The sequence below is a fragment of the Paenibacillus riograndensis SBR5 genome, from assembly GCF_000981585.1.
Classification (GTDB): domain Bacteria; phylum Bacillota; class Bacilli; order Paenibacillales; family Paenibacillaceae; genus Paenibacillus_AQ; species Paenibacillus_AQ riograndensis.
The window spans coordinates 15,001-41,386 of the sequence record NZ_LN831776.1 but is presented as its reverse complement, the minus strand read 5'-3'; the positions used below and the strand labels follow the sequence as shown (position 1 = coordinate 41,386).

The following is a 26,386-nucleotide window of genomic DNA, read 5'->3' as shown; positions in this document are numbered from 1 at the left end:
TACTAAACAGGCTGGCACTGCCCCGAAGGGCAGATGCCACCTATTATTATTAGAATCGAAAACAAGCCTTAGCGATAAGGCCAAGGCTTGCGGAAGACAATAGAGACTGCCGCTTCCCACTTTTACTGAAGCGGACTGGCCAGCAGACTGAGCTCAGGGTTATTATCCAAGGCTTCCTTGCAGTAATCGCAGGTCACCTTTACCGTAATCTCGCCGTCTGAATCATACGCTATGATATCTCTGCGCTCCGCAGGGGTCAAGGAATGAAGGCCCAACTGCATTTCTGTAACATCGCTTCTCTGAATGCTTCCCAGAAAAGTCCGGCAGTGCCTGCATACGTAGTTTATTGCCATCTATATGCCTCCTGAAGATAGTATATACCTTCAGTATGCCCCGCGTGACTTGGCTTTAGCCTTAAGGGAATGTTGCATCATCTTGCAATTAGCCGTTGAATTTGGCCATAGTCTGCTCAAACGTATGCTTCAGACTGAACTCTAATGCTGAACCGGTATCCTGAATCATCTTCTCCAGTTTATCTCCATCCTTCTTGGGAAAGGTGGAGAGCACGTAGTCAACGATGGCAAAGCCGGGTTCCGGGCGGGATATCCCCATCCGCACACGGTTGAAGCTTTGGGTACCGGTATGCTGTATGATCGATTTGATTCCGTTATGGCCGCCGGCGCTTCCTTGATACCGCAGCCGGATTTTACCCAATTCCGTATCCAAATCATCATATACCACAATCATATCCTCAAGCTGCACCTTGTAATAATCCATATAGGCGCGGACAGCTTCCCCGGAAAGATTCATAAATGTCATCGGTTTGATGAGGACGGTCTTAACCCCGTCAATCACACCTTCGCCGATAACAGACTTGCATTTGTTCTGATTAAACACTATGCCGTGTCTGGCCGCCAGTTCGTCCAGAGCCATAAAGCCGACATTATGTTTCGTTTTGGCATACTGCGGTCCGGGATTTCCGAGTCCGATAATCCATTTCATGAGGGGGGCTATCCTTTCCACGCTTGTCTCCTCGGCAGAGACGTTCCGTTTTTGGTACAATAACTGTATATTCCGAAGACAGGTGATGAAACATGCTACAACAAGGCGAAATCTTAACACTTCTGCGCCACTTTCAGTACCATATCCAGAATGCTGTGCCTGTTGAGGTATATAGAGGCAGCGTGTATGTTGACATCGGTATGGTGACCGCCGTGGATGAAGGCTTTGTCGAGCTGCAGGGGACCCTGTATAACCGCAGCCTGTTCACCTTCATCTCGCGTCCAGGGTACTAAACAGCGGCGCCGCATTACGCCGACAAGGGTTACATCTTCCTCGCGAAAGGTGTAACCCTTTTTTCTTCCCGCTGGAACGGAAGCCGCCTCGTTTAGAGAGCGGGGAAGCCGTTTCCACTTGATATCTGCCAGTCTATTCGATCTCGAACAATTTGCTGATCGACAGCTCTTCATGAACGCGGATAATGGCCTCGCCCATGAGCGGAGCTACGGATAGAACCTTCAACTTGGAGGTCGGATTGTTGCTGCGAATTGGAATGGTATCCGTCACGATAATTTCTTTGATTGGAGAGTTTTCCAGACGTTCATGCGCAGGGCCGGATAATACAGGATGGGTACAGCAGGCGTATACTTCCTTCACGCCGCCTTCCATCAGGGCATTGGCACCAAGCACGATGGTTCCGGCTGTGTCGATGATATCATCGATCAGAATCGCTGTTTTGCCCTCGATGTTACCGATGATATTCATGACTTCACTGACATTCGGCTCCGGACGGCGTTTGTCGATAATCGCCAGCGGTGCATTCAGGAAATCAGCCAGCTTTCTTGCCCGCACAACGCCGCCATGGTCAGGAGACACGACCACAGGGTTCTGAATCTGCTTGGAGCGGAAATATTGGGCCAGAATCGGAACACCCAGCAGATGATCCACCGGAATATCGAAGAAGCCTTGAATCTGCATCGCGTGAAGGTCCATAGTAATGACGCGGTGTGCCCCTGCTTTTTCAATCAGGTTCGCTACCAGCTTGGCCGTAATTGGATCACGGGAACGGGCCTTGCGGTCTTGGCGCGCATACCCGTAATAGGGAATAACCACATTGATGCTCTTTGCGGAGGCGCGCTTGAGCGCGTCGACCATAACCAGAAGCTCCATAAGATTATCGTTAACCGGACCACAGGTGGACTGCACAATGTATACATGACAGCCGCGGACGCTCTCTGACAGCTTAACCTGAATTTCTCCGTCGCTGAAGCTGGTGGTATGGGATTCCCCCATGGGAATACCGATATAATCAGCGATTTGACTAGCCAGCTTGGGATTGGAATTGCAGGTGAAAATCTTGAGTTTGGAATCACAATAAGTCATAAAATATAAACCCTCCGTGACGGAATTTAACTTCCAAGTGGCGCCGGCGCGGATTTGCGGGTCCGTCCGACGCTTTGGCTTCTGGCGCTCTACGATGGACTCGACTGGTCTTTCTTTGCTTTGGCCCGGGCACGGATTTTCTCAGCATACCCTGGCTTGTTTTCCTGTCTTACTCTGGCAATGGCCAGATCATTCTCCGAAACCGAACGTGTGATAGTCGAACCTGCAACAACAAAGGCCCCTTTGCCCACTGTAACCGGAGCCACAAGGTTCACATTGCTGCCGATAAAGGCATCATCGCCAATCTCGGTTCTGGATTTATTATAGCCGTCATAATTGACGGTAATTGCACCGCAGCCCACATTAACATTCTTGCCAACTGTTGCATCGCCAACATAGCTTAAGTGCGATACTTTGGAGCCATCGCCAATGCTGGCATTCTTGATTTCCACGAAATCGCCGATTTTGACCTCTTCGCCAAGCACAGCGCCTGGCCGCAAATAGGCAAACGGCCCAACAGAGGTGCGTGCACCAACCTGTGCCTGATTCAGCACGGAGTGCTTAACTTCAGCACCGTTCATGATCACACAATTCTCAATCTCACTGGAAGGTCCGATGATGCAATCTTCTCCGATTACCGTCTTCCCTTTCAGGACAGTTCCCGGATAGAGTGTAGTGTCTGCTCCAATCACCACATCAGCTGCGATATAGGTTGAAGCAGGGTCAATAATGGTCACACCATTCAGCATATGCTGGCGGTTGATGCGCTGGCGCATCAGACTCTCCGCCTCCGACAAGGCCAAACGGTCATTAACGCCAATAGACTCCGCAGCATCATGAGCCTGATATCCCAGAACGATATCCCCCTGTGCCCGGAGTATGCCGATAACATCGGTCAAATAATATTCCTGCTGGTTGTTGCTGTTCGTGACCTTGTCCAGAGCTGCGAACAGCTTGGCGTTATCAAAACAATAAGTCCCTGTATTGATCTCGTTCACAGCAGCTTCCTCAGGAGTGCAATCCTTCTGCTCCACAATCTTCTGTACGCCGCCATCTTCGCCGCGTATAATTCTTCCATAGCCTGCAGGCTGATCCATGACCGCCGTAAGTACGGTTGCGGCCGCGCTCTGGCCTTCATGCAAGGCCATTAGCCCTTCCAGCGTTTCTGCAGTTACGAGCGGCGTATCTCCGCAGATCACAATGGTTGTGCCTGCTTCACCGCCGAGAAGGTCCTTTGCCTGCTTCACGGCATGGCCTGTGCCCAGCTGAGTTTCCTGAAGCACATACTCCGCGTCCTGGCCTACATAAGCTTTCACTTTCTCTGCGCCATGACCGACAACTACAACAGTGCGCTGGCATCCGGTCGCTTTTACTGTATCAAGTACATGCCCAACCATCGGTTTGCCGCAGACGGGGTGCAGCACTTTGTATAATTTAGATTTCATGCGCTTGCCTTGACCTGCAGCAAGTACAACAGCCATTCTTTTCAAGAATGCCAACCTCCTACTTCTTTAGCTCACTACTGAATATATCTCATTCCGGGCAAAAAGAAAAGAGAACCATGAAGGCATGGTTCCCTTTTCTTCGAACCCCAATAAAAAACGGCATGGCCTTCAGCCGCCCAGACGAGGGCAGCCGTCCTTCAGAGTCAGCCCTTAGGCTCCCTCTTCAATGACCTCTTCTTCTTCAGTAGCGGCGCGATCATACTCGGCCAGAACCGCAGATTGAATCTTCTCGCGTGTTCCCGAAGAAATCGGGTGTGCGATATCGCGGAATTCCCCATCCGGTGTACGCTTGCTGGGCATTGCAACGAACATCCCGTTATTACCGTCGATAACGCGAATGTCATGAACAACAAACTCGTTATCAATTGTAATGGATGCGATTGCTTTCATTCTCCCCTCAGAGTTAACGCGGCGGAGTCTGACATCCGTAATTTGCATGTGTGTGTTCACCACCTTTTTCCATCAGAGACTTGGTGTATAATTCCACACAGCAAAGCGAATTCCTTCTTTTGGATTCCAAAAAATGGCTGATTAAGAAGATTATTTTTGCCGTACCATCGTTTTCGACACATTTCGTGAAGTTCTCTGTGTTTTCCTCATGGATTCGACATTTTAGCCTATCCTAGAGATTTGGGTTATCTCCCGATTAGAAAACGAAATAATTCCCCGGATGTGCAGATATCCGCCGTCCTTTGGAATCGACCTCGCTCAGCTTTACGAGGGAGACATAGTCATGCAGCAGACGTTCCTCATTTTCCACTGCACCGGATTCTACCAGTACCCCGACACCGGCAACCTCGGCATTGAATTCACCCAGCAGATCAACCATGCCGCGTACAGTGCCGCCAGCCTTCATGAAGTCATCCACAATCAGCACTCTGGACTTCTCCCGGAGCGCCCGTCTGGACAATGACATGGTGTGAATGCTCTTATGTGATCCCGAGACATAGTTGATGCTCACCGCCGAGCCTTCCGTAACCTGGTGGTCGCGGCGCACCAGCACTACCGGCAGCCCCAGCTGCGCAGCCGTGGCATAGGCCAGAGGAATCCCCTTGGTCTCTACTGTCATTACCACATCAATCTCTACTCCATAGAAGGCTGTTGCAATAATCTTGCCGGCTTGCTCCATTAAGGATGGAAGACCAAGCAAATCTGACATATACAAATAACCGCCAGGCAGGATCCGGTCGCTTTGTTCAAGCTGCCCGCACAGGCCGTCCACGAAGGCAAGCGCCATGTCAGTAGGCATCCGCGGAATATAGCGCACTCCCCCGGCCGCACCGGCCAGTGTCTGCAGTTCTCCCATGCCTTCGCCTTCAAATACCTCTTTTATAATAGCCAAATCTTCACTGATGGATGACTTTGCTGCTCCATATCGGTCTGCAAATGTAGACAGCGGCAAAAGATCATGCGGTTTCTCAAGCAAAAATTGGGTCATATCTACCAAACGTTGGCTTCTTTTAAGTTTTTTCACGGAATGCTCCTCGCCAAAACCGAATATTATTAAAAATAATATCACTTTTGTACGGATTTATACAAGCATGGTAATCTTCCAGGCCCTTTCCGGACAGCGCTCACTTAGCTCAGTGAACGTACGGCGTATACTTCTTTGCAAAAACCGCGCAGCCCGTTATAGATTCTGGCCACCTTGGATTGCTTCGACACTAGGCCGAACACCGTTGGCCCGCTGCCGGACATGAGCACCCCATCGGCACCCAGCTTCACCATGGCTTCCTTCAGCTGCTGCACCTCCGGGTGCAGCTTCAGGGTCACATCCTCCAGCACGTTGCCCAGACCCGCGCAGACGGCCGCGAAGTCGCCTGCTTCGATGGCAGCCTGCATCCGGGACGCAGACGGATGCACCGCTATGCTGTTCGCGCGTACGCGTCCGTACACCTCAGCCGTCGATACATTGATCGGCGGCTTGGCCAGGACGACCCAGCACTGCGGCGGACTCTGGATCGGAGTCAGCCGTTCGCCTCTGCCCGTGGCCAGGGCAGTGCCGCCCGTGACGCAGAACGGGACGTCCGAGCCCAGCTCGGCGCCCAGTTCCTGCAGCTCCTGTGCCGGGATGCCCAGGCGCCAGAGCCGGTTCAGGCCGCGCAGCGTAGCCGCGGCATCACTGCTGCCGCCGGCGAGGCCGGCAGCGACCGGGATTCTTTTGTCCAGATGGATATGTACACCGCTCTTCACATTGTAACGGTCTTTAATAAGCCTGGCCGCCTGGAATGCCAGGTTCTTCTCGTCCAGTGGAATATAACCGGCCTGGCTTGAGATAATAATGGAGTCCCGCTTCAGCTCGGACAGCTCCAAACGGTCCGCCAGATCGACCATAGTCATGATCATTTCCACCTCATGGAACCCATCCGCGCGCTTGCTAAGCACATCCAGCATCAGATTAATTTTGGCCGGCGCTTTTTCATACATTTTCAAGGCGTTCACCCACCTTCACTTTTCCCGTAAAAACAACTTAACATATTATATGAGAAACTCGTAACGAAGTCCATTAAGATATATAAATCATATTTTAACAAAAGTTCGGAGCATGCCGAAAGAGGGTGCTGCCGTCCCGGCAACACCCCTCGTCCAACTGTTTACTGCAAAACCTATTCCGACCTCCGCGCTGCCTCTTCGGCGAGCTGAATGGCCCTTTTTACCATATTGCCAGCATCCTTCGCCCGGATTCCGCCCCAGCCTTCGCGTTCAACAGTCTCATAAAAACCCAGTTCTTTGGCCAGCTCCGTCTTCAGCTCTTCTGACATCATGCCCCGTTTTCTGCGGCTCATTAACGGAATTCCTCCTTAAAAAAAATGGATGACGAGATTGTTGCTGCTTTAGTATGCTGCCAAGACGCGGCGGCCATTCAGGCAAGATCAAACAAAAAACAGCCTCCCTCGCGGGAGACTGCCCAAAAACCATTAAGCTTTAATATACATAATCCGCATCTGCCCGTCATCTTCACACACTGTGATTTCCACAGATTCCGTAAGGATGTCAGCGTAGCTGTAGGAGACTCGCTTGAAGGTTTGCTGCTCCTGATCCAGTTTGACAATAAATACAGAAGGGTACGTTTCTTCCAGGACACCGGTGCGTTCAACGGTCTTCCGACGGCCACCGTTTGCACGCAACGTGATCTTATGACCGACGTGAGCTTCGAGACTGCGTTTAATTTCCAACAGCGCGTTATTAGCCATTGCCTGACGACCACCTCTTTCCTTGTCCATTATACAACTTTCTATAGACATTGTCAAATTAAATAAATAATTATAGATGATGACAAAAACGTTGTCAACGGATTTTTTTTAGCGGGGTCCAATGCTGGCTTTAATCCCTTGTTAGCGGTAACAGTTAAGCAAAGTGAAGAAACCCCCTAGACCGCCAACGATCCGCCCTTAAACAAAAAAGCCCCACCAAAGTGGGACTTTCCCGGATGTATAATCCGTTAACCGGCCGCTACATCATTACCGAAGGTGCTACCTTCAGGGTAGACAGGTTCTGCAGGCGGGGCATACCGATGCGGAAACTGCCACGGGTCTCGATTCCCCCCATGCCCTGGCTGCCGCTGATGGTATTGTTCAATACATCTCCCAGGCTGACAGAGTCGCGTATAGAGGTGAAAGATGCTTTTGCCGCTATATATACCGGGTCCAGGGCGTGGATTAATATTCTCCCGGGGGAGCTGGCAAAGTTAGCCCCTGCACCCAGCAGGGCTTCGAAATGCGACTGGCAGGCTCCCGCCACAATCGTCAGCGTGTCAAAATTGCGCTCATATTCCCTCGCAACCTTAACCGCGGTGACAAAGTTCTGCGAATTTTTATAGCTGTTCAGGCTGTAAAGATCGTAAGTATGCTGCTGCTTAAGCACTCCGTCATGTCCGGTAATCACCACGATATCCGGACGCACATGCGGCAGCAGCCGGTATAACGTTTCGGCCATCTTCGATTCGTGGACATGATGGCCCTCTGCGGGAATCCGCAGCTGCTCGTATAGACTAAGGCTCTTCTTCAAGTAAAGGGCATCCCCGTCGAGGTGAAGCACTTTTCCCGGTACCTCAAAGTATGCTGCTTCCTTGGGGGACTGGGGCCATACCCCGGTGAGGCTCTCTCCGCTGCGCTGGCTCTGCTCCTGCCGGTCTTTACGCAGTTTGGTCAGCGATTCTGTTGCTTTAATCTGCGCCTGCTGCCCCCGCTCCGTAATACGGGTGGGAGGCACCTGAACCAAGTCGTCCAGGGGGGCATCCGCCAACAGGCGGAATTCAGTGCCTTTGATTACGGCCCCGTTCTGCACAATATTCTCCACCCGGAACGTTACATCGCCACCGTAAGATTTGCGAACGACCAAGTCTCCTAAATTCATTTCAAACACCACCTCTATCCCATCGTATGGGCAAAGGCCCCGGTTGGTTCTTAATCGGCGGTGATTTGCTTACACAATCCCGGCAGCAAGGAGCACAGCGCTTAACCGGGCATACTCCTCAAGGCTAAGTGTTTCCCCGCGGCGGCTTGGCTCAATTCCGGCTGCAGCGAGCAGGGACTCCAGCCGCTCCCGCCCCTCTTCCGGAAAGAACCGGGCCTTGAGGTTATTGGCAATCGTCTTGCGCCGCTGGGTGAAGGAAGCCTGTACGACCTCAAAGAAATGTTTTTCATCCGCAACCTCTACCGGCGGGCGTTCCCTCACCTTAAGACGGATAACCGCCGACTCCACGTTAGGCTGTGGAATGAATACCGTACGCGGTACGATACAGACCAGTTCAGGTTCGCTGTAGTACTGCACGGCGATGCTGAGACTGCCATATTCCTTGCCGCCCGGGGAAGCTGCCATGCGTTCAGCAACCTCCTTCTGGATCATTACAACGATGTTATCCAGGGGCAGCTTCTCTTCCAGCAGCTTCATGAGTATAGGTGTGGTCACATAATAAGGCAAATTGGCCACTACACTAACTCGCTCGACTGCGGCAAAATCCTCGGCAAACAGCTCCTGCAAGTTCACCTTCAGCACATCATCGTTACGGATGGTAACATGCGGATAAGAGGCCAGAACATCCCGCAGAATCGGAATCAGCCTCCGGTCGATCTCCACTGCCGTTACAGCTCCGGCTGTTGCGGCCAGCCTTTCGGTCAAAGCGCCGATGCCCGGTCCAATCTCCAATGCACCGGCGGCTTGATCCAGGCCTGCAGCATCCACAATTTTGTCCAGAATATTCTGGTCAATCAGAAAGTTCTGGCCCAGGCTTTTCTTGAATGAGAACCCGTACCGCTGAATGATTTCCTTGGTGCGTGCCGGGGATGAGATATTGTTGTTCCCGCTCATGAGGTAATGCCTCCCTGATCAATTTGCGCGAGAGCAATCGAAAATTCCTCCCGTGTAATGCCGAACATCGCCAGCCGCTTGTATAATTGCTTGCCGTTGCAGTAGCCGATCCCGAGCAGATTGCCAAGCGCCATTCTCCGCTCTGCTGCCCGCGGATGCACCATCATCCCCGCTGCCATCAGGTCTTCCATCCCAATCAGGGCCGGAGCGCCCTCAAAGGAGGTATGCACATGCTCAAGCGCATGGCGGATTGCCTCCGGGGAGGCATTTTCCACTCCTATGTCACCTTTCCGGGTAGCATCTTTTTCGGGAATGAACGCATGCTTGCAGCCAGGCACCTTGGAAGAGACAATCTTCCGGATGCGTTCGCCCGCATGATCAGGATCCGTAAGGATTATAACCCCTCTGCGTTCCATAGCGAGCGCAATCTTGGCGATGACCTTGCGGTCGACTGCCGATCCGCCGGTCTCGATAGTATCGGCTTCTACAGCCCGCTTTATGGCAACGGTGTCGCTTTTGCCTTCTACAACGATTAATTCCTTGATCATTTTTGTACTCCTTACTCTGCAACGCAAAAAGAAGAGGATTCGCTCCCCTTCTTTTTGGCTAAAGAATGTATAAGTGATGAGCGGCAGCTCTGTAATTCCACGCTCAGATTTCTGAGAATTCCTTAAGTGCTACCCTCACTATATCTTATATACCGCTAATTTGCAAAGCAGCCGCCACTTAGTTCAGTTCTGGCTTCACAGGCCCTATCACATAAATCGTGCGTGATTTCCGGCCAAAGTTACGGGCATGGCTCAGTGATTCATAATACACATCCACCTTGTTGCCTTTAATGGCGCCGCCGGTATCCTCTGCACGGCGAAACCCAAGTCCCTCAATGTACACCCACCAGCCGATAGGGATTACGCTCGGATCCACAGCAATGGTCCGCCCTTCCGTTACGCGTGTGCCGGAAGCTGTACGGGTACCAATACCCGGCTCTTCCGATGAATAAGCCGTCATGGATACATTTCTGATCATTCTCTTGTACTCAAAATCTACGCCTGCTTTACTGGCAACATTGTTGCTTTTTGCGCTCACTTTGGATGTTTTAGAAGTAGTTGCTGATTTAGAAGTCGCAGTAGCGGCTACAACAGGTTTTGGAAGCGGTTTGGTACCAATGGCAATGATCTTGTCTTTGGTGACCGTCTGCACTTCCTTGCCAACCATACGCATGGATGCCAGCTCGCCATCTTGGTAGATTTTCTCGATGTGCTGGATCATTACGCCCGGCTTGCCCGCTTGTGCAACTCTTACGGTTCCCTTGGTCAGGGAGGGGTCTGCGGTTTTAATGACACGGAAAGGCAAAGCTGTTGTCCGCTGTACCACTTGCTTGTTGATCCGGACAATTTTGACTTCCATGTCTGCAGAAACTGCGGTGCCTAGCGAAGGGTAAATCTTGTCATAGCTTTCCAGGCCAATGCCCAGTTTGTCAATCGCCTGACCGATTGTATCTTCGGTCGTGTACAACGTTTTGGTGGTCCCGTCCGTAGTGATCTTAATCGCCTGCGCACGGTTGATGACGACACGGTCTCCGTCCTTTATTTCATCACTAAGGCCAATAGATAATGCATCATGCGGCTGCAGCGAAATTTGTTCCTTTGCCAGCACATCGCTGACCAGCGCGTCCCGCGTCTCCAGCGTTTGTACCTTCCCGTCTATTACTAAAGTTATTTCTTTAATGCTTCGACCGTGTACGTACAGCAGAATTACCAGCGCGATAACAATTGAGGCCGCGCCTGCAAGCGAAAGTATGCGGGGATTCACTTGCTTCCACCGAAATGCGAAAGACCTGCTGGATGATTGCGAATCATGGGATACTTCTGGTTGGAATACGCCCACTCTCTCCATCCTCCTTACATAGCCCCGTCGTCCAAGTTGTATAACAAAGGTGACTTCATCACTTCTGACGAAACTAGGTTTGAGATTACACAGGATACGCCCGCATTGCTTTAGCGTTTCCTGCTCATGGATCGCCTGCTCGGCATAACTGCTCCAGATACCTGTTATATAACAGTATGCCGGGAACATTCGCATTATTCAAAAACAAAAAAAGCCCGAAAAGAGTTCACAGAGGACTCTTTCGTGGCTCTCCGGTGTCAGAATACGCGGGAATGTTTATGCACGAGGTTTCCTCTCTTACTTGCGCTTACGGGGTTAGCTGTCGGGTTCGGGCATAAGAGAGACGCCCTATCTCAGGTCACCCGCTCACGGCGGTTGCCCTCAAATTCACCCCAAAGACCACGTAAAGAAATCAAATAACGTCTGCGGCATTTCTGTGTTGTACTCATGTACGGACATGCGGCAGAGCATTATTGGTTCCCCCGTTCTCCATACGGAGACTCAGCGAGACGATCCATGAATTTGGTGACTGTCACAATAACAACAGCTCACTTCACTGAAAAGATGATATCCTGTTTTGATGCATGTTGTAAAGGAGCATTCAACCACGTTTACGCAAAAAAATGATTAAAATATTGTAATAATCAGCTGTTTCTATGTTAAAAAAGTTTAATATATCGGCTATACTTCTTTTTTCGCCGCTTTTACTCCCGTTTTCAGACAATCCCAAATCGTTCCAGGGCGTTCGCATACGTGATTTCAGCTAATTCCTGTAAATCAATCCCTTTTATTTCCGCAGCAGCCTCAGCCACAAGCTTCACATAGGCACTCTCATTTCGCTTCCCCCGGAAGGGGTGCGGCGTCAGATATGGAGAGTCCGTTTCGATCAAAAGCCGGTCCATTGGAGTCTGGGCCAGCACCTCTTTTGGCACCCTTGCATTCTTAAAAGTTACAGGTCCCCCAAAGGACAAATGAAAGCCCAAATCAAGGCACATTTTGGCCGTTTCCCAGCTCCCGGAGAAGGAATGCATAACCCCGCCGATTTCATTCGCCTTCTCTTCACGCAAGATCCGCACTACATCCTCGTGGGCATCCCGGTTATGAATACAGATAGGCATTTTTAGTTCACGGGCCAAACCGATCTGTTTGCGGAATACCTCGTGCTGCACCTCTTTTGGGGAGGTATCCCAATAATAATCCAGTCCGATTTCTCCGATGGCCACCACCTTTTTATGGCTGCACAGGGAAGCGATCCAGTCCATATCCCCCTCTTTCATGTCAATAGCGTCTACGGGATGCCAGCCGACAGCTGCATAAATATAATCATACGTCTCCGCCAATTTCATTGTCGTTGGGATCGTTTCCCGGTTAAATCCAATGTTAATCATCTTGCTGACCCCAGCCTCTAACGCGCGGGCAATGACCCCGGCACGATCCTCGTCGAATTGTGGGGCATCCAGATGAGTATGTGTGTCGAACAAACGCATGCAACAACATCCTTTCAGGCTTGATTTCTATAATGAATTCCAGAAATTTTTGTATTATTTTGCAAAGATCCCGCCAATGGAAACAGGCAGCCGGGTAAGTGCCTTCTGCAGCTTATCCTGCGGAAAATACAGGTGATACCTGCCGCGGTGGATACCGCTGATCGAACGTACAATATCAGATACCTCAGAGATTTCGCGCAGCTTATCATGGCGGTCAAGCAGCAAAATCTGCTTGCTGTCAAAACCCTCTCCCGGACGGAACACATCGTAGGGCAGATCTGTCGGATAATCGATTTCCAGGTCGTAATCCGGATGCAGTCCGGCACCGGCAAAACTGCGGCGAATTTCGTCAATAGTCTCTGAATCGAGATGATCCATCTCCACATATTTATACAGTTTACGATGAATAAAACGGCTGCACAAGTTAGCCAGTATTTCATCGTCTTCCAGCGTCCACTGCATAAAGGCTGTTTGGACCAGGGCCTCGTCCAGGAGTAAATATTGCTCTACATTGATCTCGCCGCCGAACAAATCGCTGAGCGGATTGATCATAAAACGGAAAGAGTAGCCTTCCTGGAAAAGCTCTTTCGCCCTCCGGAAAATCTGCCTTAAAATTATTTCCGAACTGCGTGTAACCGGATGGAAGTAAACCTGCCAATACATCTGGTAACGTGACATCAAGTAATCCTCAATGGCATGCATACCCGATTCTTTTACGACAACACGGCCATTATAGGGCCGCAGCATTCGCAGAATACGGTCAATATCGATGGTCCCATAATTCACACCGGTATAATACGCATCCCGCAGCAAATAATCCATACGATCCGCATCCAGAGGGCCTGACACCAGGTTGACAACAATCTCATGTTCATACGTTTTGGCAATCACAGATGCAACCTTTTGCGGGAAATCCTCACCTGCTTCACGTAAAATCGCTGTAATTTCCGTGTTCTCCTGTATAATTCTGCAGGTCCAGTCCTCATGATTCATTTCAAAAGCTTCTTCTATAGAATGGGAGAAAGGGCCATGTCCCAAGTCATGCAGAAGTGCTGCACATAAAGTCAGCAGACTTTCCTCCGGCATCCAATCCTTATAACCGCTTCGCTCAAATTGGGAGATGATTCTTCTGGTAATTTCATAAACACCCAATGAATGGGAAAAACGGCTGTGCTCCGCCCCATGAAAAGTCAGGTAGGAGGTGCCGAGCTGGCGGATCCGCCGCAGACGCTGAAATTCCCTGGTATTGATTAATCGCCAGATCATCGTGTCCTGGACATGAATATAATTGTGAACCGGGTCTTTAAAAACCTTTTCTTCCGTCAGCAGCTGCTTCATAAGATCAACTCCTTCAAATAATAGGATTAGGAATCGGCTGAAATAAGGGGTATAATAGTATATATTCTCGTACTTTGTCGAATAATGGCGTTTTAACGATTTACAAATCGACAAATTCCTTTTTAGGTATTTCTCTTCTCATTTGAGTTGATTATAAGCGCTACAAAAGTTTTTTTTCAAAATCCCCTTAAAATTAACCACAAAAAAGGTTGACTGTTTTGGGAATGGTTGGTATTATAAGTATCATAAAACGGTGAACAATGTCGAATAATGACGCTTTTGAACATTGAGAGGAGCAACGATTGAAATGATGAAATCAACAGGAATTGTAAGAAAAGTCGACGAGCTAGGACGGGTTGTTATTCCAATCGAATTGCGCCGCACACTGGGCATTGGAGAAAAAGATGCGCTCGAAATTTACGTGGACGGTGAGCGGATCATGCTTAAAAAATACGAGCCTGCTTGCATCTTCTGCGGCAATGCTGAGAATGTAACCTACTTCAAAGGAAAAATTGTTTGTCACGATTGTATTTCTGCCATCCCTACCCCTGTGACAAATTAAAACAAATCGGTTATAATAAGAACTAATCCAATTGTTAATTCTAACCTTTTTATATCTCCTTGGCCTCCCGTGTTTGCGGGGGGTATTTTTTATGCTTTTTTACCCTCCCAAGTTTTTACCCTCCCAAACCCTCCCTACAGGGAGGGCCCCAAGGGCTCCCGCCCTCTGGACACCCGGAAGCTTGTCTAACTGTGAGGGTGCGCGTAAGGAAGCTGCGGTTGGCGGCGGACCGGCCCTCTTTCGGGCAAGCCCTCGGGGCCTTGCCATGCGCAGCTGCCATAGGCTTCGCTTCTATGGCAGCTGCGCATGGCGCTCCCGGGCAACGGGTGGTGCAGCAAGCGCTCTCCCTTCGGGAATCGCTTGACGTCAGCGCTTCTCTGTGACAGCGGCGCTCGATGGTTACTGGCGGGTGAACAGCTTTTGGTGCTTTGGAGCGCTCTCCCTACGGGAAACGCTTGACGACGGCGCTTCTCTGTGATAGCGGCGCTCGCTGGTTACTGGCGGGTGAGCAACTTTTGGTGCATTGGAGCACTCTCCCTGCGGGAATCGCTTGAATGCGAGCTACAATTTATACTAGGCTTGACCCGATTAGCTTTGGCAAATTTGTATAACCACATTTAATACAGTTATTTTATACCAAATCATACCCTTACACCCAAATAAATACTCGAATTTCTCCCCTTACCCTATATATAACTCTACAAAATACATTTACAACTAATAAAAGGAATAAATTCTTCTAAAAATTGTATATCACAGTTATTTCTTGGTGTTATTCCTTGTTTTTTATTCCCTCTCCAGCAGCGCATTGTAAATATCACGTTTGGCCAAGCCGCGGTCGGACGCTGCTTTTTTCATCGCATCTTTACGTGTCTGTCCAGAAGTTTCATAGTGGGTTACATGCTCCTCAATGCTCAGCTCACGCCACCATGAGGATTCCGCAAGCTCAGCCTCCTCCTTGCTCTCACCCTCCAGCACGATCACGTATTCCCCTAGCGGTGGATGCTCGGACAGCCAGTCCAGGCACTCCTCAATAGTGCCGCGAAGGAATTCCTCATAACGTTTGGTCAGCTCACGGGCCAGCACAATCCGGCGGTTGCCGAACGCCTCCTGTAAGTGGGCCAATGTTTTCGATACGCGGTGTGGTGATTCATAGAACAACAAGGTCCCTTGCGCGGAACGGAGACCTGACAGCACACTACGGATATCTTTACGCTCCCTGGGCAGAAACCCGATGAAAGTGAAGCTGGTTGTAGGCAAACCGGAGGCGATCAGAGCAGACAACGCCGCGTTGGCTCCAGGGATCGGAATCACGGGAATGCCGTGACTGACCGCAAGCGCCACAAGGTCCGCTCCAGGGTCGGAAATGGCCGGCAGACCGGCATCGCTGACCAGTGCCAAATTTTTACCTTCTATTATATAGCGTATCAGCTCAGGTCCACTGGCAGCCTTATTATGCTCATGATAGCTGAACAGCATCGACGATGTAATTTCAAAATGACTGAGCAGTTTGCGGGTCTGCCGCGTATCCTCGGCAGCGATAATATCGCATTCCCGCAGAGTACGGACAGCACGATAGGTCATATCCTCCAGATTACCAATGGGCGTCGCCACCAAATATAATGAGCCTGTTGCTTCTGGCTGATTTTCATTCCTGTTTTGAAAGCTGCTTTGCCATAAAATTGTCATAATTTACCCTCTTTAGCTCCATAGTAAATATCCAGAATTTCCGGACAATATTGATTGTCCTCATTATATACGATCAGTGGGGGTTGTAAACGCACCTCAGGCTTGCCGTCCCGCGCGGCTTCAATCAATACCATATTGGCCTCCAAATGGGCACGCGGGTGAACAAAACGGATCAGCTTCGGTTCCAGCCTGTATTGTCTCATCAGACTGATGATATCCACCAGACGCTGTGGCTTATGAACCATGCTTACCTTGCCCCCGGTACGGACCAGCCGGACACAGGCCTGAATGACTTCCTCCAGGGTACAGCCCAGCTCATGGCGGGCCATAGCCTGATGGCTGTTCAGCTTAAGATCGCTTCCATTCAGCGGCATATAAGGAGGATTAACGGTTATGGCATCGTATACACCATATCCTGCTGTAAGGTGCAGCTCACGCAAATCCCCCTCATGAATGGTTACCCGTTCCCCAAGGTTATTCATTACTACGCTTCGCCGGGCCATATCCGCCAGTCGGGGCTGGATTTCAATACCTTCTATCGAAGCCTTGGTCCGTGTAGTCAGCAGCATTGGAATCACCCCGTTGCCTGTACATAAATCAAGCACTCTGCCCCGGGGTGGAACACTGGCAAAGCGTGCAAGCAATACTGCATCCATCGAAAAGCTGAATACCTCGTCGCTTTGGATAATCCGCAAATCATGCGTCAATAAATCGTCCACCCGCTCGGCAGGATGCAGCGGAACCGGCTCATCGTTATAAGAATTCGTCATTATCTTCTCCTTCTTGGAATCACACATGCTTCAGAGCATAAACCCCTCTAAATTCAAAAAAAACCGTAGGCGTAAATCTCCTACGGCTGGATTTCCTCATTTATTAAGAAACGAAAGACAGAACAGGCAGTCACCCTCTGTACGCAAATGCCCAAAATAGACATTGCAGATGTGAAAACCTTCATGATAGAGCCGCGCCAGATTGTCATAACCTTCCCCGACAACCTCCTCTGTTCCCTCACTGGCGGCCAAAAGAGCTTCCGCTTCAGCAGAATGGGCAACAGGGTCCAACGGCGCCTCCCGCTTCAATATTTTGCGGAGCTGTTCATTTTCCAAGCTCAGCCTCTGGTTGGCTTCCATTAATTCTTTAACCGTCAACTTCCATTCTCCGAGACTGGCGCGCATGCTTTCCATCTGCGCTTCCATCTCCTGCATGTGTGCAAAAATATTCATCTTCTCCAAGTTTCCACCCCGAAAGTAACCTTATATGGTTTACTTGACGACAACATCATCCATTGGAAGTTCCTTTACTTTGCCCACTTCGAACAACTGCACATGAACCGTGCGGCTTCCTGCATTGATGCCTACAACCTTACCCTCACCCAATGAGGTTACGACAAGCTTGCCTACCGCCGGCATTTCTTCCTTCGTGCTTTCGTAATTATCATGCTCAAATTTCAAGCAACACATGAGTCTTCCGCAAAGACCGGAAATCTTTGTGGGATTCAGCGAAAGATTCTGATCTTTTGCCATCTTAATGGATACCGGCTCGAAGTCGCCAAGCCAGGAGGAACAGCAGAGCACCCGTCCGCAGGGCCCCAGTCCGCCAAGCATCTTGGCTTCGTCACGCACCCCTATCTGCCGGAGTTCGATTCGGGTACGGAAAATGCTTGCCAAATCCTTAACCAGCTCACGGAAATCGACTCTTCCTTCAGCGGTGAAATAAAAGATGATCTTATTGCGGTCAAACGTAAATTCCACATCCACGAGCTTCATTTTGAGGCCATGATCGCGGATTTTATTTAAACAGGTGGTAAAAGCATCCTTTGCGGCACCTTTGTTCTCTTCCACCACACGTGCATCCGTTTCACCGGCAATCCGCATGACTTTTTTGAGAGGCAACACCACATCAGCTTCCTCAACCTCTTTTTTCCCTACGACAACTTTACCGTATTCGACCCCTCTTGCTGTCTCCACAATTACACACTGGTCGCGTTCAATCGGAAAATCAAGCGGATCAAAATAATATATTTTACCCGCTTTTTTGAAGCGGACACCTACTACGCTGTACAAAAATTAACCCCCTTGTTTGCCGGTAAAAGGAACCCCTAAGCAAGTCCGCTTCCTGGTGATCCATGCTTGTCCTTCCTTATCCGTGAAACCCGTACTTCCAGGTTGAAGCGTTGATCCGGAGGATATATCAAAACTAACCCTTAACTTTCCAGTCGGATTAGGAATTGCTCCAGACACAACTGGGCATTGGCGTTGGAACGCAGCTTCCCCTTGCTCTCTGCAGCGAATTCCATATAAGCCACCCATTGCTCCGTGCTCCGTTGACGGGCATGTCTGGAAATAAAGTCTAACTGATCTATGAAAACGATACTTTCGTGCTTTCGGTACAGGAAGTACAGCATATCTTTGAACCATAAGTGGAACATGCTGAACAGGATATCCAAATGTTCACCGAGCCCGGTCTTGAACAGCTTCTGCCCGGCGGTTGCTACCGCGGAACTGCCCTTGCCCAAAGACTCCTTCGCTAATTGTAACACTAGATTTCTCATTTCTGCAAACCAATTCTGTGCCAAAAGTTCCCTGCAGCCATCAAGACCCGAGGTCAGTGAGACCGCGCACCGTGCCAGTGGCACCGGAACCCCCTCGCTGGACAGTGCCTGGAGCATAATCTCTGGATGCAGCGGGCTGAAAGGGATGCGCTGAGTTCTTGACTGGATTGTCGGCAGCAGGGAACTGCTGTTGTCGGAAATGAGAATGCCCACCGCAGGTGCCGGGGGCTCCTCCAGAAACTTAAGCAGGCTGTTTGCGGCCTGCACCGTCATTTTGTCCGCTCCTTCTATAATATACACCTTCGGATTCACGCCCTCTGAGCGGTATGAGAACATACGCTGCAGCTCACGGATCTGATCGATTTTGATGCTTGCCCCATCAGGCTTCAGCAGCGATAAATCCGGATGATTGCCATGTTCCACCTTGCGGCATTCGAGGCATTCCCCGCAGGCATCATCTTCACAGGTGGTGCAAAATATAGCTTGCGCGAACATTAGCGCCGTCTTCATCTGGCCGCTTCCGGATGGACCCGTGAACAGATAGGCGTGGCTCACGGCATCCTTGCGCAGCGCGTTTTGAAGCAGCCGTTTGGCATCCTCCTGGCCTAATATATCATGAAAAGACATATATTCCTCCAAGTCTTTTAAAAAGAAAAGTTAATCAGCAGACCGCGGATTTCCCCTACACGCCCCAGCAGATCAATACGGCCCTGCTCGCTTTCCAGCAGATCATCAGCCAAATTGAGCAGCGCTGCATCGATTTCTTCCAGCAGCTTATAGCGTTTGCCGCGTCCACGGCGGTCCCAGCCCTTGGTTTCCTTCAGAATAACACCGCGCCGGGCGGTTTCCTCCAGAAATTTCTTGATCATGTTGCGGTAAATGGCCAGTTCACGCACTGTCATGGATTTAGCCAGGCGGTCACCTTGCTGCTGAATATCCTTGATCTTCTGGTTCAGTTCATCCATCGTCTTCTGCTCGCCCTGCTGCTGAAAAATATCAGTAAAGGTTTTCTGTTGAACGGGCCTTCCCGTTCCTTCAGCTGTCGGCAGCTCACTTTTTAAGGGCCTGTAGCCGGGATTGATTTTCATAGGTTTCCACCGCCCTTTATGGGGTATCGCTTTATATTATACTCAATAATGCTCAAAACGATCGACAGGAAGCACGAATACTGTGGCTCCGCCAACCTGAACCTCTACAGGGAGCGGCAAATAAGAATCGGTTGTACCGCTCATTGGTGTGACAGGAGTAACAAGCTGCTCACGCACCTTGCAACTGTTGCGAATAACCGTTAATACAGCTTCGACCTGAGAGTCATCTACACCAATCATAAATGTGGTATTGCCTGCCCGCAAAAATCCGCCTGTACTGGCCAGCTTCGTTGCACGGAAGTTTGCTTTGACTAGTTCACTCGACAACCGGTTACTGTCTTTGTCCTGGATAATTGCAATGATCAGATTCATCTTCGCTATCCCTCCTAAAAGTTTGTGAGCTTAGCTTCCTGAGTTCAGTTCTTTCAGAACTTGCTCTGACAGCATGTGCATAGTTTTATTGTACACTAACTTATATTAGACAAAGCGCCCTAAAAATCCTTTAATATCCGGTCTTTCAGCGTTTGGACGATGTCCTGCTCCACCATATGAATCGGACGGTTGGCATCCAGAACCACGATCCGCTGCGGATCAGACTCAACGACCTGACGGTAACCCTCCCTGACCTTCTGGTGGAAGGCCATGCTCTCCAAATCCAGCCGGTTAACCTCCCGGTCCTGATTCGCTGCAATCCGCGAGAGCCCCACTTCAGGGTCCACATCAAGATAAAAGGTCAAGTCCGGCATAAGACCGCCGGTGGCGAACTGGTTGATGCTTCTTACTTCCTCAATTCCGAGTCCTCTGGCATAGCCCTGGTAGACCAGGCTGCTGTCAACAAAGCGGTCACATAACACGGTAAGCCCTTCCTTGAGCGCAGGCTCGACCACTTCCGCCAAATGTTGGCTCCGGGATGCCGCATACAGCAGTGCTTCTGTCCGCGCATCCATGGCTGTGTGGGCCGGGTCCAGAATAATCGAGCGGATTTTCTCAGCAATTTCAATACCGCCAGGTTCGCGGGTAATCAGGTAGGGCATGGAATGATTCTGCAGATAGGCAGCCACTCTACCGAGTACTGTTGTTTTTCCGGAGCCATCGCCTCCCTCCAAAGTAATAAAAAATCCTTCGCGTGCCACTTATGCGTCTCCGCCCTTCTTATTGTTGTAGACTTGAATATGTTGTAAGGCTGGATCTGCACAAGCTTGAAACTTGGCTCCGCCCTGCCTGAGGTTAATCAGCCGGCTGCAGATGTCTTCGCTTATCCACTCCCCCGGATATAAAAGCGGAATTCCCGGTGGATAAGGTATTACCATTTCGGCTGCCGTTCTACCTGCACTATATTCAAGCGGGACTCTTTGGGTTTCCACAGGATTTACCGGTTTCATTGAAAATAACACCGGTGTTGAAATTAAATCATTCGTAAAATTGTTCCACGTGGAATATTTGACGGAAGCTTGAACATGAACTTCTGCTGGTCCATTGTGCAGGCATTCCAATGAGGCCCCCTGTCTGGCTGTACCTTCGGACAGGTTCACCGTTCCGCCTGACGTCTCCCCGGCGATCTCCCGCAGCGCAGCCAGCAGCCGCTGCGTGTCCTCCGCCTTCGACCCCAGGCTGAAGGCCAGCACCACATGCCGGTCGTCACTCATCTCCGGCACCATACCCTTCTCTTCGAGCCTGCGCTGCAGCTCGAAGCCTCCGAGGACCCCCGCAGCGTCATAAATGACCGCCTTGAAGGGGTCCTGGGTGCTGTACGCCGCCATGCCCTGCGGCGGCGTACTTGCGGCGGCGGCTGCGCCAGCACCGCCGCAGGCTCCCTGCAGCGGCACTGCCGGCTGCAGCAGCCCGTAGCGCGGCAGCGTGGCAAGGCCGCGCCGCAGCACATCCACGGCGGCGAGCCCCGCCGTGAAGGCACCGGCGCCCTGGCTGTGCACCAGCCGCCGGGCCAGATCGAGCGAAGCCATCACGGGGTAGGATGGGCTGGAGCTCTGCACCATGGCGAGCCGCTGCCGGAGCAGCGTGCGGTCGAGCCATGGCCCTTGCACATGCAGCATGGCGCCCATCGTCAGCGCCGGCAGCATCTTATGCGTGGACTGCACAACGCCGTCCGCGCCGCACATCAGCGCCCCCGCAGGCAGCGCAGGGTGCTGGCCATAATGCGCCCCGTGCGCTTCATCCACCAGCAGCGGAACACCGCTGGTATGGCAGGCCCGCGCGAGGGGCGCAAGGTCGCTTCCCATGCCATAGTAATTCGGCATGGTCACCAGGACGGCTGCGGCCTCAGGGTAGGCTGCAAGGGCAGCCTGAACCGCTTCCGCCGCCGGAGCGACTGCCAGGCCGCTTAGCGGATCAATCTGCGGCTCTATAAAAACAGCCCGCACCCCAGCCAGCATCAATCCATGGATAACGGACTTATGCACATTTCGCTGAAGAATAAGGGTCATCCCCGGCTCCGGGCATACCGTAAGGATCAATGCCAAATTGCCGGCAGTGCTGCCCCCAACGAGAAAAAAGCTCTCCTCGGCCCCAAAACAATCCGCTGCAAGCTCCTGCGCTTCCCGGATGACCCCTTCCGGATGATGGAGATCGTCCGTACCGGTAATCTCCGTCACATCATACCTCATTACCTCATTTAAGAAGCCGGCCGTATCTGATCCACGGTAGGCTTCGCCGTTCTTATGTCCGGGTACATGGTAAGAGATATTCCCCTTAACTCTATATTGTTCCAGCATTTCATATACAGGTGCCCTTCCAGGCAGAATCTTGTCCATCTTTTCTTCCTTCCCTGGGGGTTATCTTCTATTTTAACGCAATTATGCCCATACGCCTATATTTCCGCCAAAAAGCTTAACTACATAACAAAACAGCTCCTCCCGCCCAACCGCAGGTGAAGCCGTTATATTGGTTAATTCTAATTCATCCAGTACTAATCCGTCTATCAGCCAATTGTGTACCCTTCAGTTTAGCTTGCCGGGCACTTCATTCAGGCATTCTTTTGCAGATCGATCTTCTTCATCCGGCCCACAAAAAAGCGGTATTTGGCGTCTTCAGCCTCCGTACGCACCATCTCAGCTTCACAATCCTCACAAATGAAATGCGAGACAATCACAATTCCTTCCTCTTTCATCTGCCCGCAGATGATGCAGGCTTGCTCGGTTTGCTGTTCCATTACCATCCCACCTTGACTCTTTTAAGAACAGTATGATACACTTTCTATCATTTTAAACCTTTTCATAGATTTTTCCCATCCTTCACAGCCAAAATATATATATTCAGCCCCCGCCCTAACGGTGCTTCAGTCTCCGGCTGGTTTAACAAAACGCCTTCATCCGCCGATATTAGTAACATAAGGACTTGTGAGGAGGTCAGGGCTTTCTTATGGAAGCAAACAACAAAGGTTCAGCTACATTCTACCAATACAAACTAATCAAAAAAATCAATATCACCCCCGCTTGGCTGCGTATCTATATGGCGCTACCCGTAATCTGTGTTGTAGCTGAAACCATTTTTCTCTCTTGGTGGAGCATCCTATATATGATCATTGCGGCTCCCGTCATTCTCTGGATCCAATATGTGATTTCACGTTCAGTTCTTCTGATTTCCGGCCATCCTATTGCTAAACGGTGGAAAATGTCATTTCGCCTCCCATGGCTCGGATATATGTCCGATCAATACATCAACTACGGGATTTTCCGTAAAATACAACTCCATAACCTTTGGATCGGCCTTTCCATTACTGCGTTCTTTATTGTATGGGCCCCTCCCGCATTTACTGTATCTATGGCGGTTTGCCATCTCTGGGTGCTTCTGCCCCGATTAGTTACACTGTTCCGGCTGAAAAGCGAACAAAAAGACGGGATGTTAAAATTCACGCCCACAGATGCCTCTTACTACGCACAATAACAATTTCCGCTTATACATATGGTATAGTCCTGGCTCCTACAGCAAAAAAACGCCATCCAGCTCAAGGATGGCGTTTTTTTTATTTAGTTTTCAGCCCTTTGACTGAGGCCTTCTTTTCCTTAGGTATCATAACTATAAAGTAACCGTTATGCACAGTTAAGTGCACAATCAGTCCATCCTTCTGAAAAACCCGGGAATTTGTCGAATCTTCGTCCTTCTGCTCTTCCCATCCCCAGGCCTCGATAGCCTCTAAGTAAGGCTCCGGTACGCCATCCTTTTCTTTGAGCTCAGGCATAGAATATCGGACATAGTCCATAGCAACATTAGTAGTTGTGTGTTCTGTAGAATTAGCTTCCTTTGGTACCGGAAAGCTTTTCTCATTAAGAGCACCCTCAAAAGCATCCCAAGCAGGCTCTTTAGTTCCGCAACCAGCCAGCATTACACCAACTATACAAACAATAAATATAATCCATAAAGGTCGGGTTCGCTTCATATCTCAAATCCTCCTTACCTCTACCGTGCATCTAAAGACACAAAAAATTTCAAAATCAGAAATTTATCAGTAGTTCATTCGTATTAAGGATGTGCTTAATATTTGCACTTTACTATTATACTTGAGACACAAAGGCTGTCGGTAACAAAAATGTCACTCGATTGAAAGCGTTTTACTACTTATTCTTTCAATCCTTCTTTGCTTAAATACAATCCAAGAACAAAGATTACATTAATGTATTTAACCGGAGGAGCTCACAATTGCCTAAAAAACAAAAAAAGCCACTGTCGATTACTCAACAATGGCTTCATGTGCTTGGCGGCGTCCTACTCTCCCAGGACCCTTCGGTCCAAGTACCATCGGCGCTGGAGGGCTTAACGGTCGTGTTCGGGATGGGTACGCGTGGAACCCCTCCGCTATCGCCACCAAACGGGCACTTGCGGTGCAAATGCTTCAGGAATTTGATTCCTGAAAACTGAATCCGAAACGAAATCTGCGTGTTAGTTATTTGGATAAGCCCTCGACCGATTAGTATTGGTCAGCTCCACACGTTGCCGTGCTTCCACCTCCAACCTATCTACCTCGTCGTCTTCAAGGGGTCTTACATGCTGGGAAATCTCATCTTGAGGGGGGCTTCACGCTTAGATGCTTTCAGCGCTTATCCCGTCCGTACGTAGCTACCCAGCCATGCTCCTGGCGGAACAACTGGTGCACCAGCGGTACGTCCATCCCGGTCCTCTCGTACTAAGGACAGCTCCTCTCAAATTTCCTACGCCCACGACAGATAGGGACCGAACTGTCTCACGACGTTCTGAACCCAGCTCGCGTACCGCTTTAATGGGCGAACAGCCCAACCCTTGGGACCTACTTCAGCCCCAGGATGCGATGAGCCGACATCGAGGTGCCAAACCTCCCCGTCGATGTGGACTCTTGGGGGAGATAAGCCTGTTATCCCCAGGGTAGCTTTTATCCGTTGAGCGATGGCCCTTCCATGCGGTACCACCGGATCACTAAGTCCGACTTTCGTCCCTGCTCGACTTGTAGGTCTCGCAGTCAAGCTCCCTTCTGCCTTTGCACTCTTCGAATGATTTCCAACCATTCTGAGGGAACCTTTGAACGCCTCCGTTACTCTTTAGGAGGCGACCGCCCCAGTCAAACTGCCCGCCTGACACGGTCCCCGTACCCGTTTAGGGTACCAGGTTAGAACCTAGATACGATCAGGGTGGTATCCCAACGGCGCCTCCACCGAAGCTTGCGCTCCGGCTTCTACGGCTCCCACCTATCCTGTACAGATCGTACCCAAATTCAATATCAAGCTGCAGTAAAGCTCCATGGGGTCTTTCCGTCTTGTCGCGGGTAACCTGCATCTTCACAGGTATTAAAATTTCACCGGATCTCTCGTTGAGACAGCGCCCAAGTCGTTACGCCATTCGTGCGGGTCAGAATTTACCTGACAAGGAATTTCGCTACCTTAGGACCGTTATAGTTACGGCCGCCGTTTACTGGGGCTTCGGTTCACAGCTTCGGAGTTGCCTCCTAACCGCTCCCCTTAACCTTCCAGCACCGGGCAGGCGTCAGCCCGTATACTTCGCCTTGCGGCTTCGCACAGACCTGTGTTTTTGCTAAACAGTCGCTTGGGCCTTTTCACTGCGGCCCCCTCGGGCTATTCACCCTACCGAGGCACCCCTTCTCCCGAAGTTACGGGGTCATTTTGCCGAGTTCCTTAACGAGAGTTCTTCCGCGCGCCTTAGAATTCTCTTCTCGCCTACCTGTGTCGGTTTGCGGTACGGGCACCTTCTCCTGGCTAGAGGCTTTTCTTGGCAGTGTGAGATCATGACCTTCGCTACTGTAATTTTCGCTCCCCATCACAGCCCAGCCTTACGGTGTGCGGATTTGCCTACACACCAGCCTCACTGCTTGGACGGACATCCATCAGTCCGCGTCACTACCCTCCTGCGTCACCCCATCGCTCGTAGCGGATTACGGTGGTACAGTAATTTCAAACTGTTGTCCTTCGACTACGCCTGTCGGCCTCGCCTTAGGTCCCGACTTACCCTGAGCGGACGAGCCTTCCTCAGGAAACCTTGGGCTTTCGGCGGATCAGATTCTCACTGATCTTTTCGTTACTCATACCGGCATTCTCACTTGTATGCGGTCCAGCGCTCCTTACGGTACACCTTCAATCTACATACAA

The 26,386-nt window shown here is 50.6% G+C and carries 30 protein-coding genes, 2 rRNA genes and 1 riboswitch (1 of these 33 cut by a window edge); of the genes, 4 read left to right on the top strand and 28 right to left on the bottom strand.

Going from position 1 to position 26,386, the window contains the following annotated elements; all coding sequences use genetic code 11:
- Window positions 1–122 precede the first annotated feature (122 nt).
- Both PRIO_RS00205 and pth read right to left on the bottom strand, forming a co-directional pair.
- Window positions 123–353 carry an anti-sigma-F factor Fin gene (locus tag PRIO_RS00205; RefSeq protein ID WP_020425821.1) on the bottom strand — a complete coding sequence of 77 codons (231 nt, stop codon included), beginning with the start codon at window positions 351–353 and terminating at the stop codon, window positions 123–125.
- Between the two features lie 88 nt (window positions 354–441).
- A complete protein-coding gene (gene pth, locus PRIO_RS00200) occupies window positions 442–1,002 on the bottom strand; it encodes an aminoacyl-tRNA hydrolase (RefSeq protein ID WP_020425822.1) in 561 nt (186 codons plus the stop codon).
- Between the two features lie 92 nt (window positions 1,003–1,094).
- On the opposite strand from pth, the gene PRIO_RS00195 reads away from it, so the two are divergent.
- Window positions 1,095–1,295 carry a hypothetical protein gene (locus PRIO_RS00195; RefSeq protein WP_020425823.1) on the top strand — a complete coding sequence of 67 codons (201 nt, stop codon included), beginning with the start codon at window positions 1,095–1,097 and terminating at the stop codon, window positions 1,293–1,295.
- A 133-nt stretch (window positions 1,296–1,428) separates the two neighbouring features.
- Here the strand turns inward: PRIO_RS00195 and PRIO_RS00190 are convergent, their stop codons facing one another.
- From PRIO_RS00190 to PRIO_RS00130, 13 genes are all read right to left on the bottom strand, one after another.
- Window positions 1,429–2,382 (bottom strand): ribose-phosphate diphosphokinase, encoded by a 954-nt coding sequence (locus tag PRIO_RS00190; RefSeq protein ID WP_020425824.1) that lies wholly within the window; start codon window positions 2,380–2,382, stop codon window positions 1,429–1,431.
- Between the two features lie 89 nt (window positions 2,383–2,471).
- Entirely contained in the window at window positions 2,472–3,872 is a 1,401-nt protein-coding gene (gene glmU, locus PRIO_RS00185) for a bifunctional UDP-N-acetylglucosamine diphosphorylase/glucosamine-1-phosphate N-acetyltransferase GlmU (protein WP_020425825.1), read from the bottom strand.
- Window positions 3,873–4,037: 165 nt separating this feature from the next.
- Window positions 4,038–4,325 carry a septation regulator SpoVG gene (gene spoVG, locus PRIO_RS00180; RefSeq protein WP_020425826.1) on the bottom strand — a complete coding sequence of 96 codons (288 nt, stop codon included), beginning with the start codon at window positions 4,323–4,325 and terminating at the stop codon, window positions 4,038–4,040.
- Window positions 4,326–4,533: 208 nt separating this feature from the next.
- Window positions 4,534–5,361, bottom strand: a complete 828-nt coding sequence (purR, locus tag PRIO_RS00175) for a pur operon repressor (RefSeq protein ID WP_020425827.1) — start codon at window positions 5,359–5,361, stop codon at window positions 4,534–4,536.
- 104 nt (window positions 5,362–5,465) lie between these two features.
- Complete coding sequence (ispE, locus tag PRIO_RS00170; RefSeq protein WP_020425828.1) at window positions 5,466–6,320, bottom strand: 4-(cytidine 5'-diphospho)-2-C-methyl-D-erythritol kinase; 855 nt, start codon at window positions 6,318–6,320, stop codon at window positions 5,466–5,468.
- Window positions 6,321–6,493: 173 nt separating this feature from the next.
- Window positions 6,494–6,673 (bottom strand): small, acid-soluble spore protein, alpha/beta type, encoded by a 180-nt coding sequence (locus PRIO_RS00165; RefSeq protein WP_020425829.1) that lies wholly within the window; start codon window positions 6,671–6,673, stop codon window positions 6,494–6,496.
- Between the two features lie 132 nt (window positions 6,674–6,805).
- The gene (gene veg / locus PRIO_RS00160; protein ID WP_019914493.1) at window positions 6,806–7,081 is read right to left on the bottom strand and encodes a biofilm formation stimulator Veg; all 276 of its coding nucleotides are present in this window, start codon (window positions 7,079–7,081) and stop codon (window positions 6,806–6,808) included.
- A 259-nt stretch (window positions 7,082–7,340) separates the two neighbouring features.
- Window positions 7,341–8,243, bottom strand: coding sequence for a sporulation peptidase YabG (gene yabG / locus PRIO_RS00155; RefSeq protein WP_046500785.1), 903 nt, complete (start codon window positions 8,241–8,243; stop codon window positions 7,341–7,343).
- Window positions 8,244–8,312: 69 nt separating this feature from the next.
- Window positions 8,313–9,197, bottom strand: coding sequence for a 16S rRNA (adenine(1518)-N(6)/adenine(1519)-N(6))-dimethyltransferase RsmA (gene rsmA / locus PRIO_RS00150; RefSeq protein WP_020425831.1), 885 nt, complete (start codon window positions 9,195–9,197; stop codon window positions 8,313–8,315).
- Complete coding sequence (gene rnmV, locus PRIO_RS00145; RefSeq protein ID WP_020425832.1) at window positions 9,194–9,745, bottom strand: ribonuclease M5; 552 nt, start codon at window positions 9,743–9,745, stop codon at window positions 9,194–9,196. The genes rsmA and rnmV overlap by 4 nt, the downstream gene beginning before the upstream one ends.
- A 178-nt stretch (window positions 9,746–9,923) precedes the next feature.
- Window positions 9,924–11,084, bottom strand: coding sequence for a resuscitation-promoting factor (locus PRIO_RS00140; RefSeq protein WP_046500781.1), 1,161 nt, complete (start codon window positions 11,082–11,084; stop codon window positions 9,924–9,926).
- 289 nt (window positions 11,085–11,373) lie between these two features.
- Window positions 11,374–11,601, bottom strand: a riboswitch (cyclic di-AMP (ydaO/yuaA leader).
- Window positions 11,602–11,800: 199 nt separating this feature from the next.
- On the bottom strand, window positions 11,801–12,571 hold the full coding sequence (locus PRIO_RS00135; RefSeq protein WP_020427915.1) for a TatD family hydrolase: 771 nt from the start codon (window positions 12,569–12,571) through the stop codon (window positions 11,801–11,803).
- Between the two features lie 54 nt (window positions 12,572–12,625).
- Window positions 12,626–13,909 carry an HD domain-containing protein gene (locus tag PRIO_RS00130; protein WP_020427914.1) on the bottom strand — a complete coding sequence of 428 codons (1,284 nt, stop codon included), beginning with the start codon at window positions 13,907–13,909 and terminating at the stop codon, window positions 12,626–12,628.
- A 307-nt stretch (window positions 13,910–14,216) separates the two neighbouring features.
- Between PRIO_RS00130 and PRIO_RS00125 the strand changes: the two genes are divergently transcribed.
- Together PRIO_RS00125 and PRIO_RS35850 are read left to right on the top strand one after the other, a co-directional pair.
- Entirely contained in the window at window positions 14,217–14,471 is a 255-nt protein-coding gene (locus PRIO_RS00125) for an AbrB/MazE/SpoVT family DNA-binding domain-containing protein (RefSeq protein ID WP_020427913.1), read from the top strand.
- 197 nt (window positions 14,472–14,668) lie between these two features.
- On the top strand, window positions 14,669–14,854 hold the full coding sequence (locus tag PRIO_RS35850; protein ID WP_167345566.1) for a hypothetical protein: 186 nt from the start codon (window positions 14,669–14,671) through the stop codon (window positions 14,852–14,854).
- Window positions 14,855–15,257: 403 nt separating this feature from the next.
- Here the strand turns inward: PRIO_RS35850 and rsmI are convergent, their stop codons facing one another.
- The 10 genes from rsmI to PRIO_RS00075 all read right to left on the bottom strand — a co-directional run bounded on the left by rsmI (window position 15,258) and on the right by PRIO_RS00075 (window position 22,965).
- Window positions 15,258–16,160 carry a 16S rRNA (cytidine(1402)-2'-O)-methyltransferase gene (rsmI, locus tag PRIO_RS00120; RefSeq protein WP_020427911.1) on the bottom strand — a complete coding sequence of 301 codons (903 nt, stop codon included), beginning with the start codon at window positions 16,158–16,160 and terminating at the stop codon, window positions 15,258–15,260.
- Window positions 16,157–16,930, bottom strand: a complete 774-nt coding sequence (locus PRIO_RS00115) for a tRNA1(Val) (adenine(37)-N6)-methyltransferase (protein WP_020427910.1) — start codon at window positions 16,928–16,930, stop codon at window positions 16,157–16,159. The genes rsmI and PRIO_RS00115 overlap by 4 nt, the downstream gene beginning before the upstream one ends.
- Window positions 16,931–17,026: 96 nt before the next feature.
- Window positions 17,027–17,392: an initiation-control protein YabA gene (locus PRIO_RS00110; RefSeq protein ID WP_039787597.1), complete on the bottom strand. Its 366-nt coding sequence runs from the start codon at window positions 17,390–17,392 to the stop codon at window positions 17,027–17,029.
- Window positions 17,393–17,422: 30 nt separating this feature from the next.
- On the bottom strand, window positions 17,423–18,223 hold the full coding sequence (locus PRIO_RS00105; protein WP_020427908.1) for a PSP1 domain-containing protein: 801 nt from the start codon (window positions 18,221–18,223) through the stop codon (window positions 17,423–17,425).
- 140 nt (window positions 18,224–18,363) lie between these two features.
- Window positions 18,364–19,338 (bottom strand): DNA polymerase III subunit delta', encoded by a 975-nt coding sequence (gene holB, locus PRIO_RS00100; RefSeq protein ID WP_020427907.1) that lies wholly within the window; start codon window positions 19,336–19,338, stop codon window positions 18,364–18,366.
- 17 nt (window positions 19,339–19,355) lie between these two features.
- Window positions 19,356–19,799 carry a YaaR family protein gene (locus tag PRIO_RS00095; RefSeq protein ID WP_020427906.1) on the bottom strand — a complete coding sequence of 148 codons (444 nt, stop codon included), beginning with the start codon at window positions 19,797–19,799 and terminating at the stop codon, window positions 19,356–19,358.
- 42 nt (window positions 19,800–19,841) lie between these two features.
- Window positions 19,842–20,171: a cyclic-di-AMP receptor gene (locus PRIO_RS00090; protein WP_020427905.1), complete on the bottom strand. Its 330-nt coding sequence runs from the start codon at window positions 20,169–20,171 to the stop codon at window positions 19,842–19,844.
- A 119-nt stretch (window positions 20,172–20,290) separates the two neighbouring features.
- The gene (gene tmk, locus PRIO_RS00085; RefSeq protein WP_020427904.1) at window positions 20,291–20,932 is read right to left on the bottom strand and encodes a dTMP kinase; all 642 of its coding nucleotides are present in this window, start codon (window positions 20,930–20,932) and stop codon (window positions 20,291–20,293) included.
- A complete protein-coding gene (locus PRIO_RS00080; RefSeq protein ID WP_046500771.1) occupies window positions 20,933–22,567 on the bottom strand; it encodes an aminotransferase class I/II-fold pyridoxal phosphate-dependent enzyme in 1,635 nt (544 codons plus the stop codon).
- 212 nt (window positions 22,568–22,779) lie between these two features.
- Window positions 22,780–22,965 (bottom strand): sigma factor G inhibitor Gin, encoded by a 186-nt coding sequence (locus PRIO_RS00075; RefSeq protein ID WP_020427902.1) that lies wholly within the window; start codon window positions 22,963–22,965, stop codon window positions 22,780–22,782.
- Window positions 22,966–23,174: 209 nt separating this feature from the next.
- On the opposite strand from PRIO_RS00075, the gene PRIO_RS00070 reads away from it, so the two are divergent.
- Window positions 23,175–23,699, top strand: coding sequence for a hypothetical protein (locus PRIO_RS00070; protein ID WP_020427901.1), 525 nt, complete (start codon window positions 23,175–23,177; stop codon window positions 23,697–23,699).
- Between the two features lie 79 nt (window positions 23,700–23,778).
- On the opposite strand, the gene PRIO_RS00065 is transcribed toward PRIO_RS00070, so the two are convergent.
- From PRIO_RS00065 to PRIO_RS00055, 3 genes are all read right to left on the bottom strand, one after another.
- A complete protein-coding gene (locus PRIO_RS00065; RefSeq protein WP_020427900.1) occupies window positions 23,779–24,192 on the bottom strand; it encodes a hypothetical protein in 414 nt (137 codons plus the stop codon).
- A gap of 313 nt (window positions 24,193–24,505) precedes the next feature.
- Window positions 24,506–24,622 (bottom strand): 5S ribosomal RNA (gene rrf, locus PRIO_RS00060).
- Between the two features lie 78 nt (window positions 24,623–24,700).
- Window positions 24,701–26,386: ribosomal RNA gene (locus PRIO_RS00055) — 23S ribosomal RNA — on the bottom strand (it continues 1,242 nt past the right edge of the window).

What these genes read in the sequence shown, in the direction of transcription:
- rsmA (WP_020425831.1), bottom strand. Translation starts at nt 9,197, where the DNA reads ATGAGCGGGAACAACAATATCTCATCCCCGGCACGCACCAAGGAAATC.
- PRIO_RS00095 (WP_020427906.1), bottom strand. Translation starts at nt 19,799, where the DNA reads ATGAAAATCAATCCCGGCTACAGGCCCTTAAAAAGTGAGCTGCCGACA.
- PRIO_RS00190 (WP_020425824.1), bottom strand. Translation starts at nt 2,382, where the DNA reads ATGACTTATTGTGATTCCAAACTCAAGATTTTCACCTGCAATTCCAAT.
- holB (WP_020427907.1), bottom strand. Translation starts at nt 19,338, where the DNA reads ATGTCTTTTCATGATATATTAGGCCAGGAGGATGCCAAACGGCTGCTT.
- PRIO_RS00065 (WP_020427900.1), bottom strand. Translation starts at nt 24,192, where the DNA reads ATGAAGCGAACCCGACCTTTATGGATTATATTTATTGTTTGTATAGTT.
- rnmV (WP_020425832.1), bottom strand. Translation starts at nt 9,745, where the DNA reads ATGATCAAGGAATTAATCGTTGTAGAAGGCAAAAGCGACACCGTTGCC.
- PRIO_RS00205 (WP_020425821.1), bottom strand. Translation starts at nt 353, where the DNA reads ATGGCAATAAACTACGTATGCAGGCACTGCCGGACTTTTCTGGGAAGC.
- PRIO_RS00080 (WP_046500771.1), bottom strand. Translation starts at nt 22,567, where the DNA reads ATGGACAAGATTCTGCCTGGAAGGGCACCTGTATATGAAATGCTGGAA.
- yabG (WP_046500785.1), bottom strand. Translation starts at nt 8,243, where the DNA reads ATGAATTTAGGAGACTTGGTCGTTCGCAAATCTTACGGTGGCGATGTA.
- spoVG (WP_020425826.1), bottom strand. Translation starts at nt 4,325, where the DNA reads ATGCAAATTACGGATGTCAGACTCCGCCGCGTTAACTCTGAGGGGAGA.
- PRIO_RS00135 (WP_020427915.1), bottom strand. Translation starts at nt 12,571, where the DNA reads ATGCGTTTGTTCGACACACATACTCATCTGGATGCCCCACAATTCGAC.
- veg (WP_019914493.1), bottom strand. Translation starts at nt 7,081, where the DNA reads ATGGCTAATAACGCGCTGTTGGAAATTAAACGCAGTCTCGAAGCTCAC.
- PRIO_RS00165 (WP_020425829.1), bottom strand. Translation starts at nt 6,673, where the DNA reads ATGAGCCGCAGAAAACGGGGCATGATGTCAGAAGAGCTGAAGACGGAG.
- PRIO_RS00195 (WP_020425823.1), top strand. Translation starts at nt 1,095, where the DNA reads ATGCTACAACAAGGCGAAATCTTAACACTTCTGCGCCACTTTCAGTAC.
- pth (WP_020425822.1), bottom strand. Translation starts at nt 1,002, where the DNA reads ATGAAATGGATTATCGGACTCGGAAATCCCGGACCGCAGTATGCCAAA.
- PRIO_RS00075 (WP_020427902.1), bottom strand. Translation starts at nt 22,965, where the DNA reads ATGGAACAGCAAACCGAGCAAGCCTGCATCATCTGCGGGCAGATGAAA.
- PRIO_RS00130 (WP_020427914.1), bottom strand. Translation starts at nt 13,909, where the DNA reads ATGAAGCAGCTGCTGACGGAAGAAAAGGTTTTTAAAGACCCGGTTCAC.
- PRIO_RS00115 (WP_020427910.1), bottom strand. Translation starts at nt 16,930, where the DNA reads ATGACGAATTCTTATAACGATGAGCCGGTTCCGCTGCATCCTGCCGAG.
- PRIO_RS00125 (WP_020427913.1), top strand. Translation starts at nt 14,217, where the DNA reads ATGATGAAATCAACAGGAATTGTAAGAAAAGTCGACGAGCTAGGACGG.
- rsmI (WP_020427911.1), bottom strand. Translation starts at nt 16,160, where the DNA reads ATGACAATTTTATGGCAAAGCAGCTTTCAAAACAGGAATGAAAATCAG.
- PRIO_RS00090 (WP_020427905.1), bottom strand. Translation starts at nt 20,171, where the DNA reads ATGAATCTGATCATTGCAATTATCCAGGACAAAGACAGTAACCGGTTG.
- PRIO_RS00070 (WP_020427901.1), top strand. Translation starts at nt 23,175, where the DNA reads ATGGAAGCAAACAACAAAGGTTCAGCTACATTCTACCAATACAAACTA.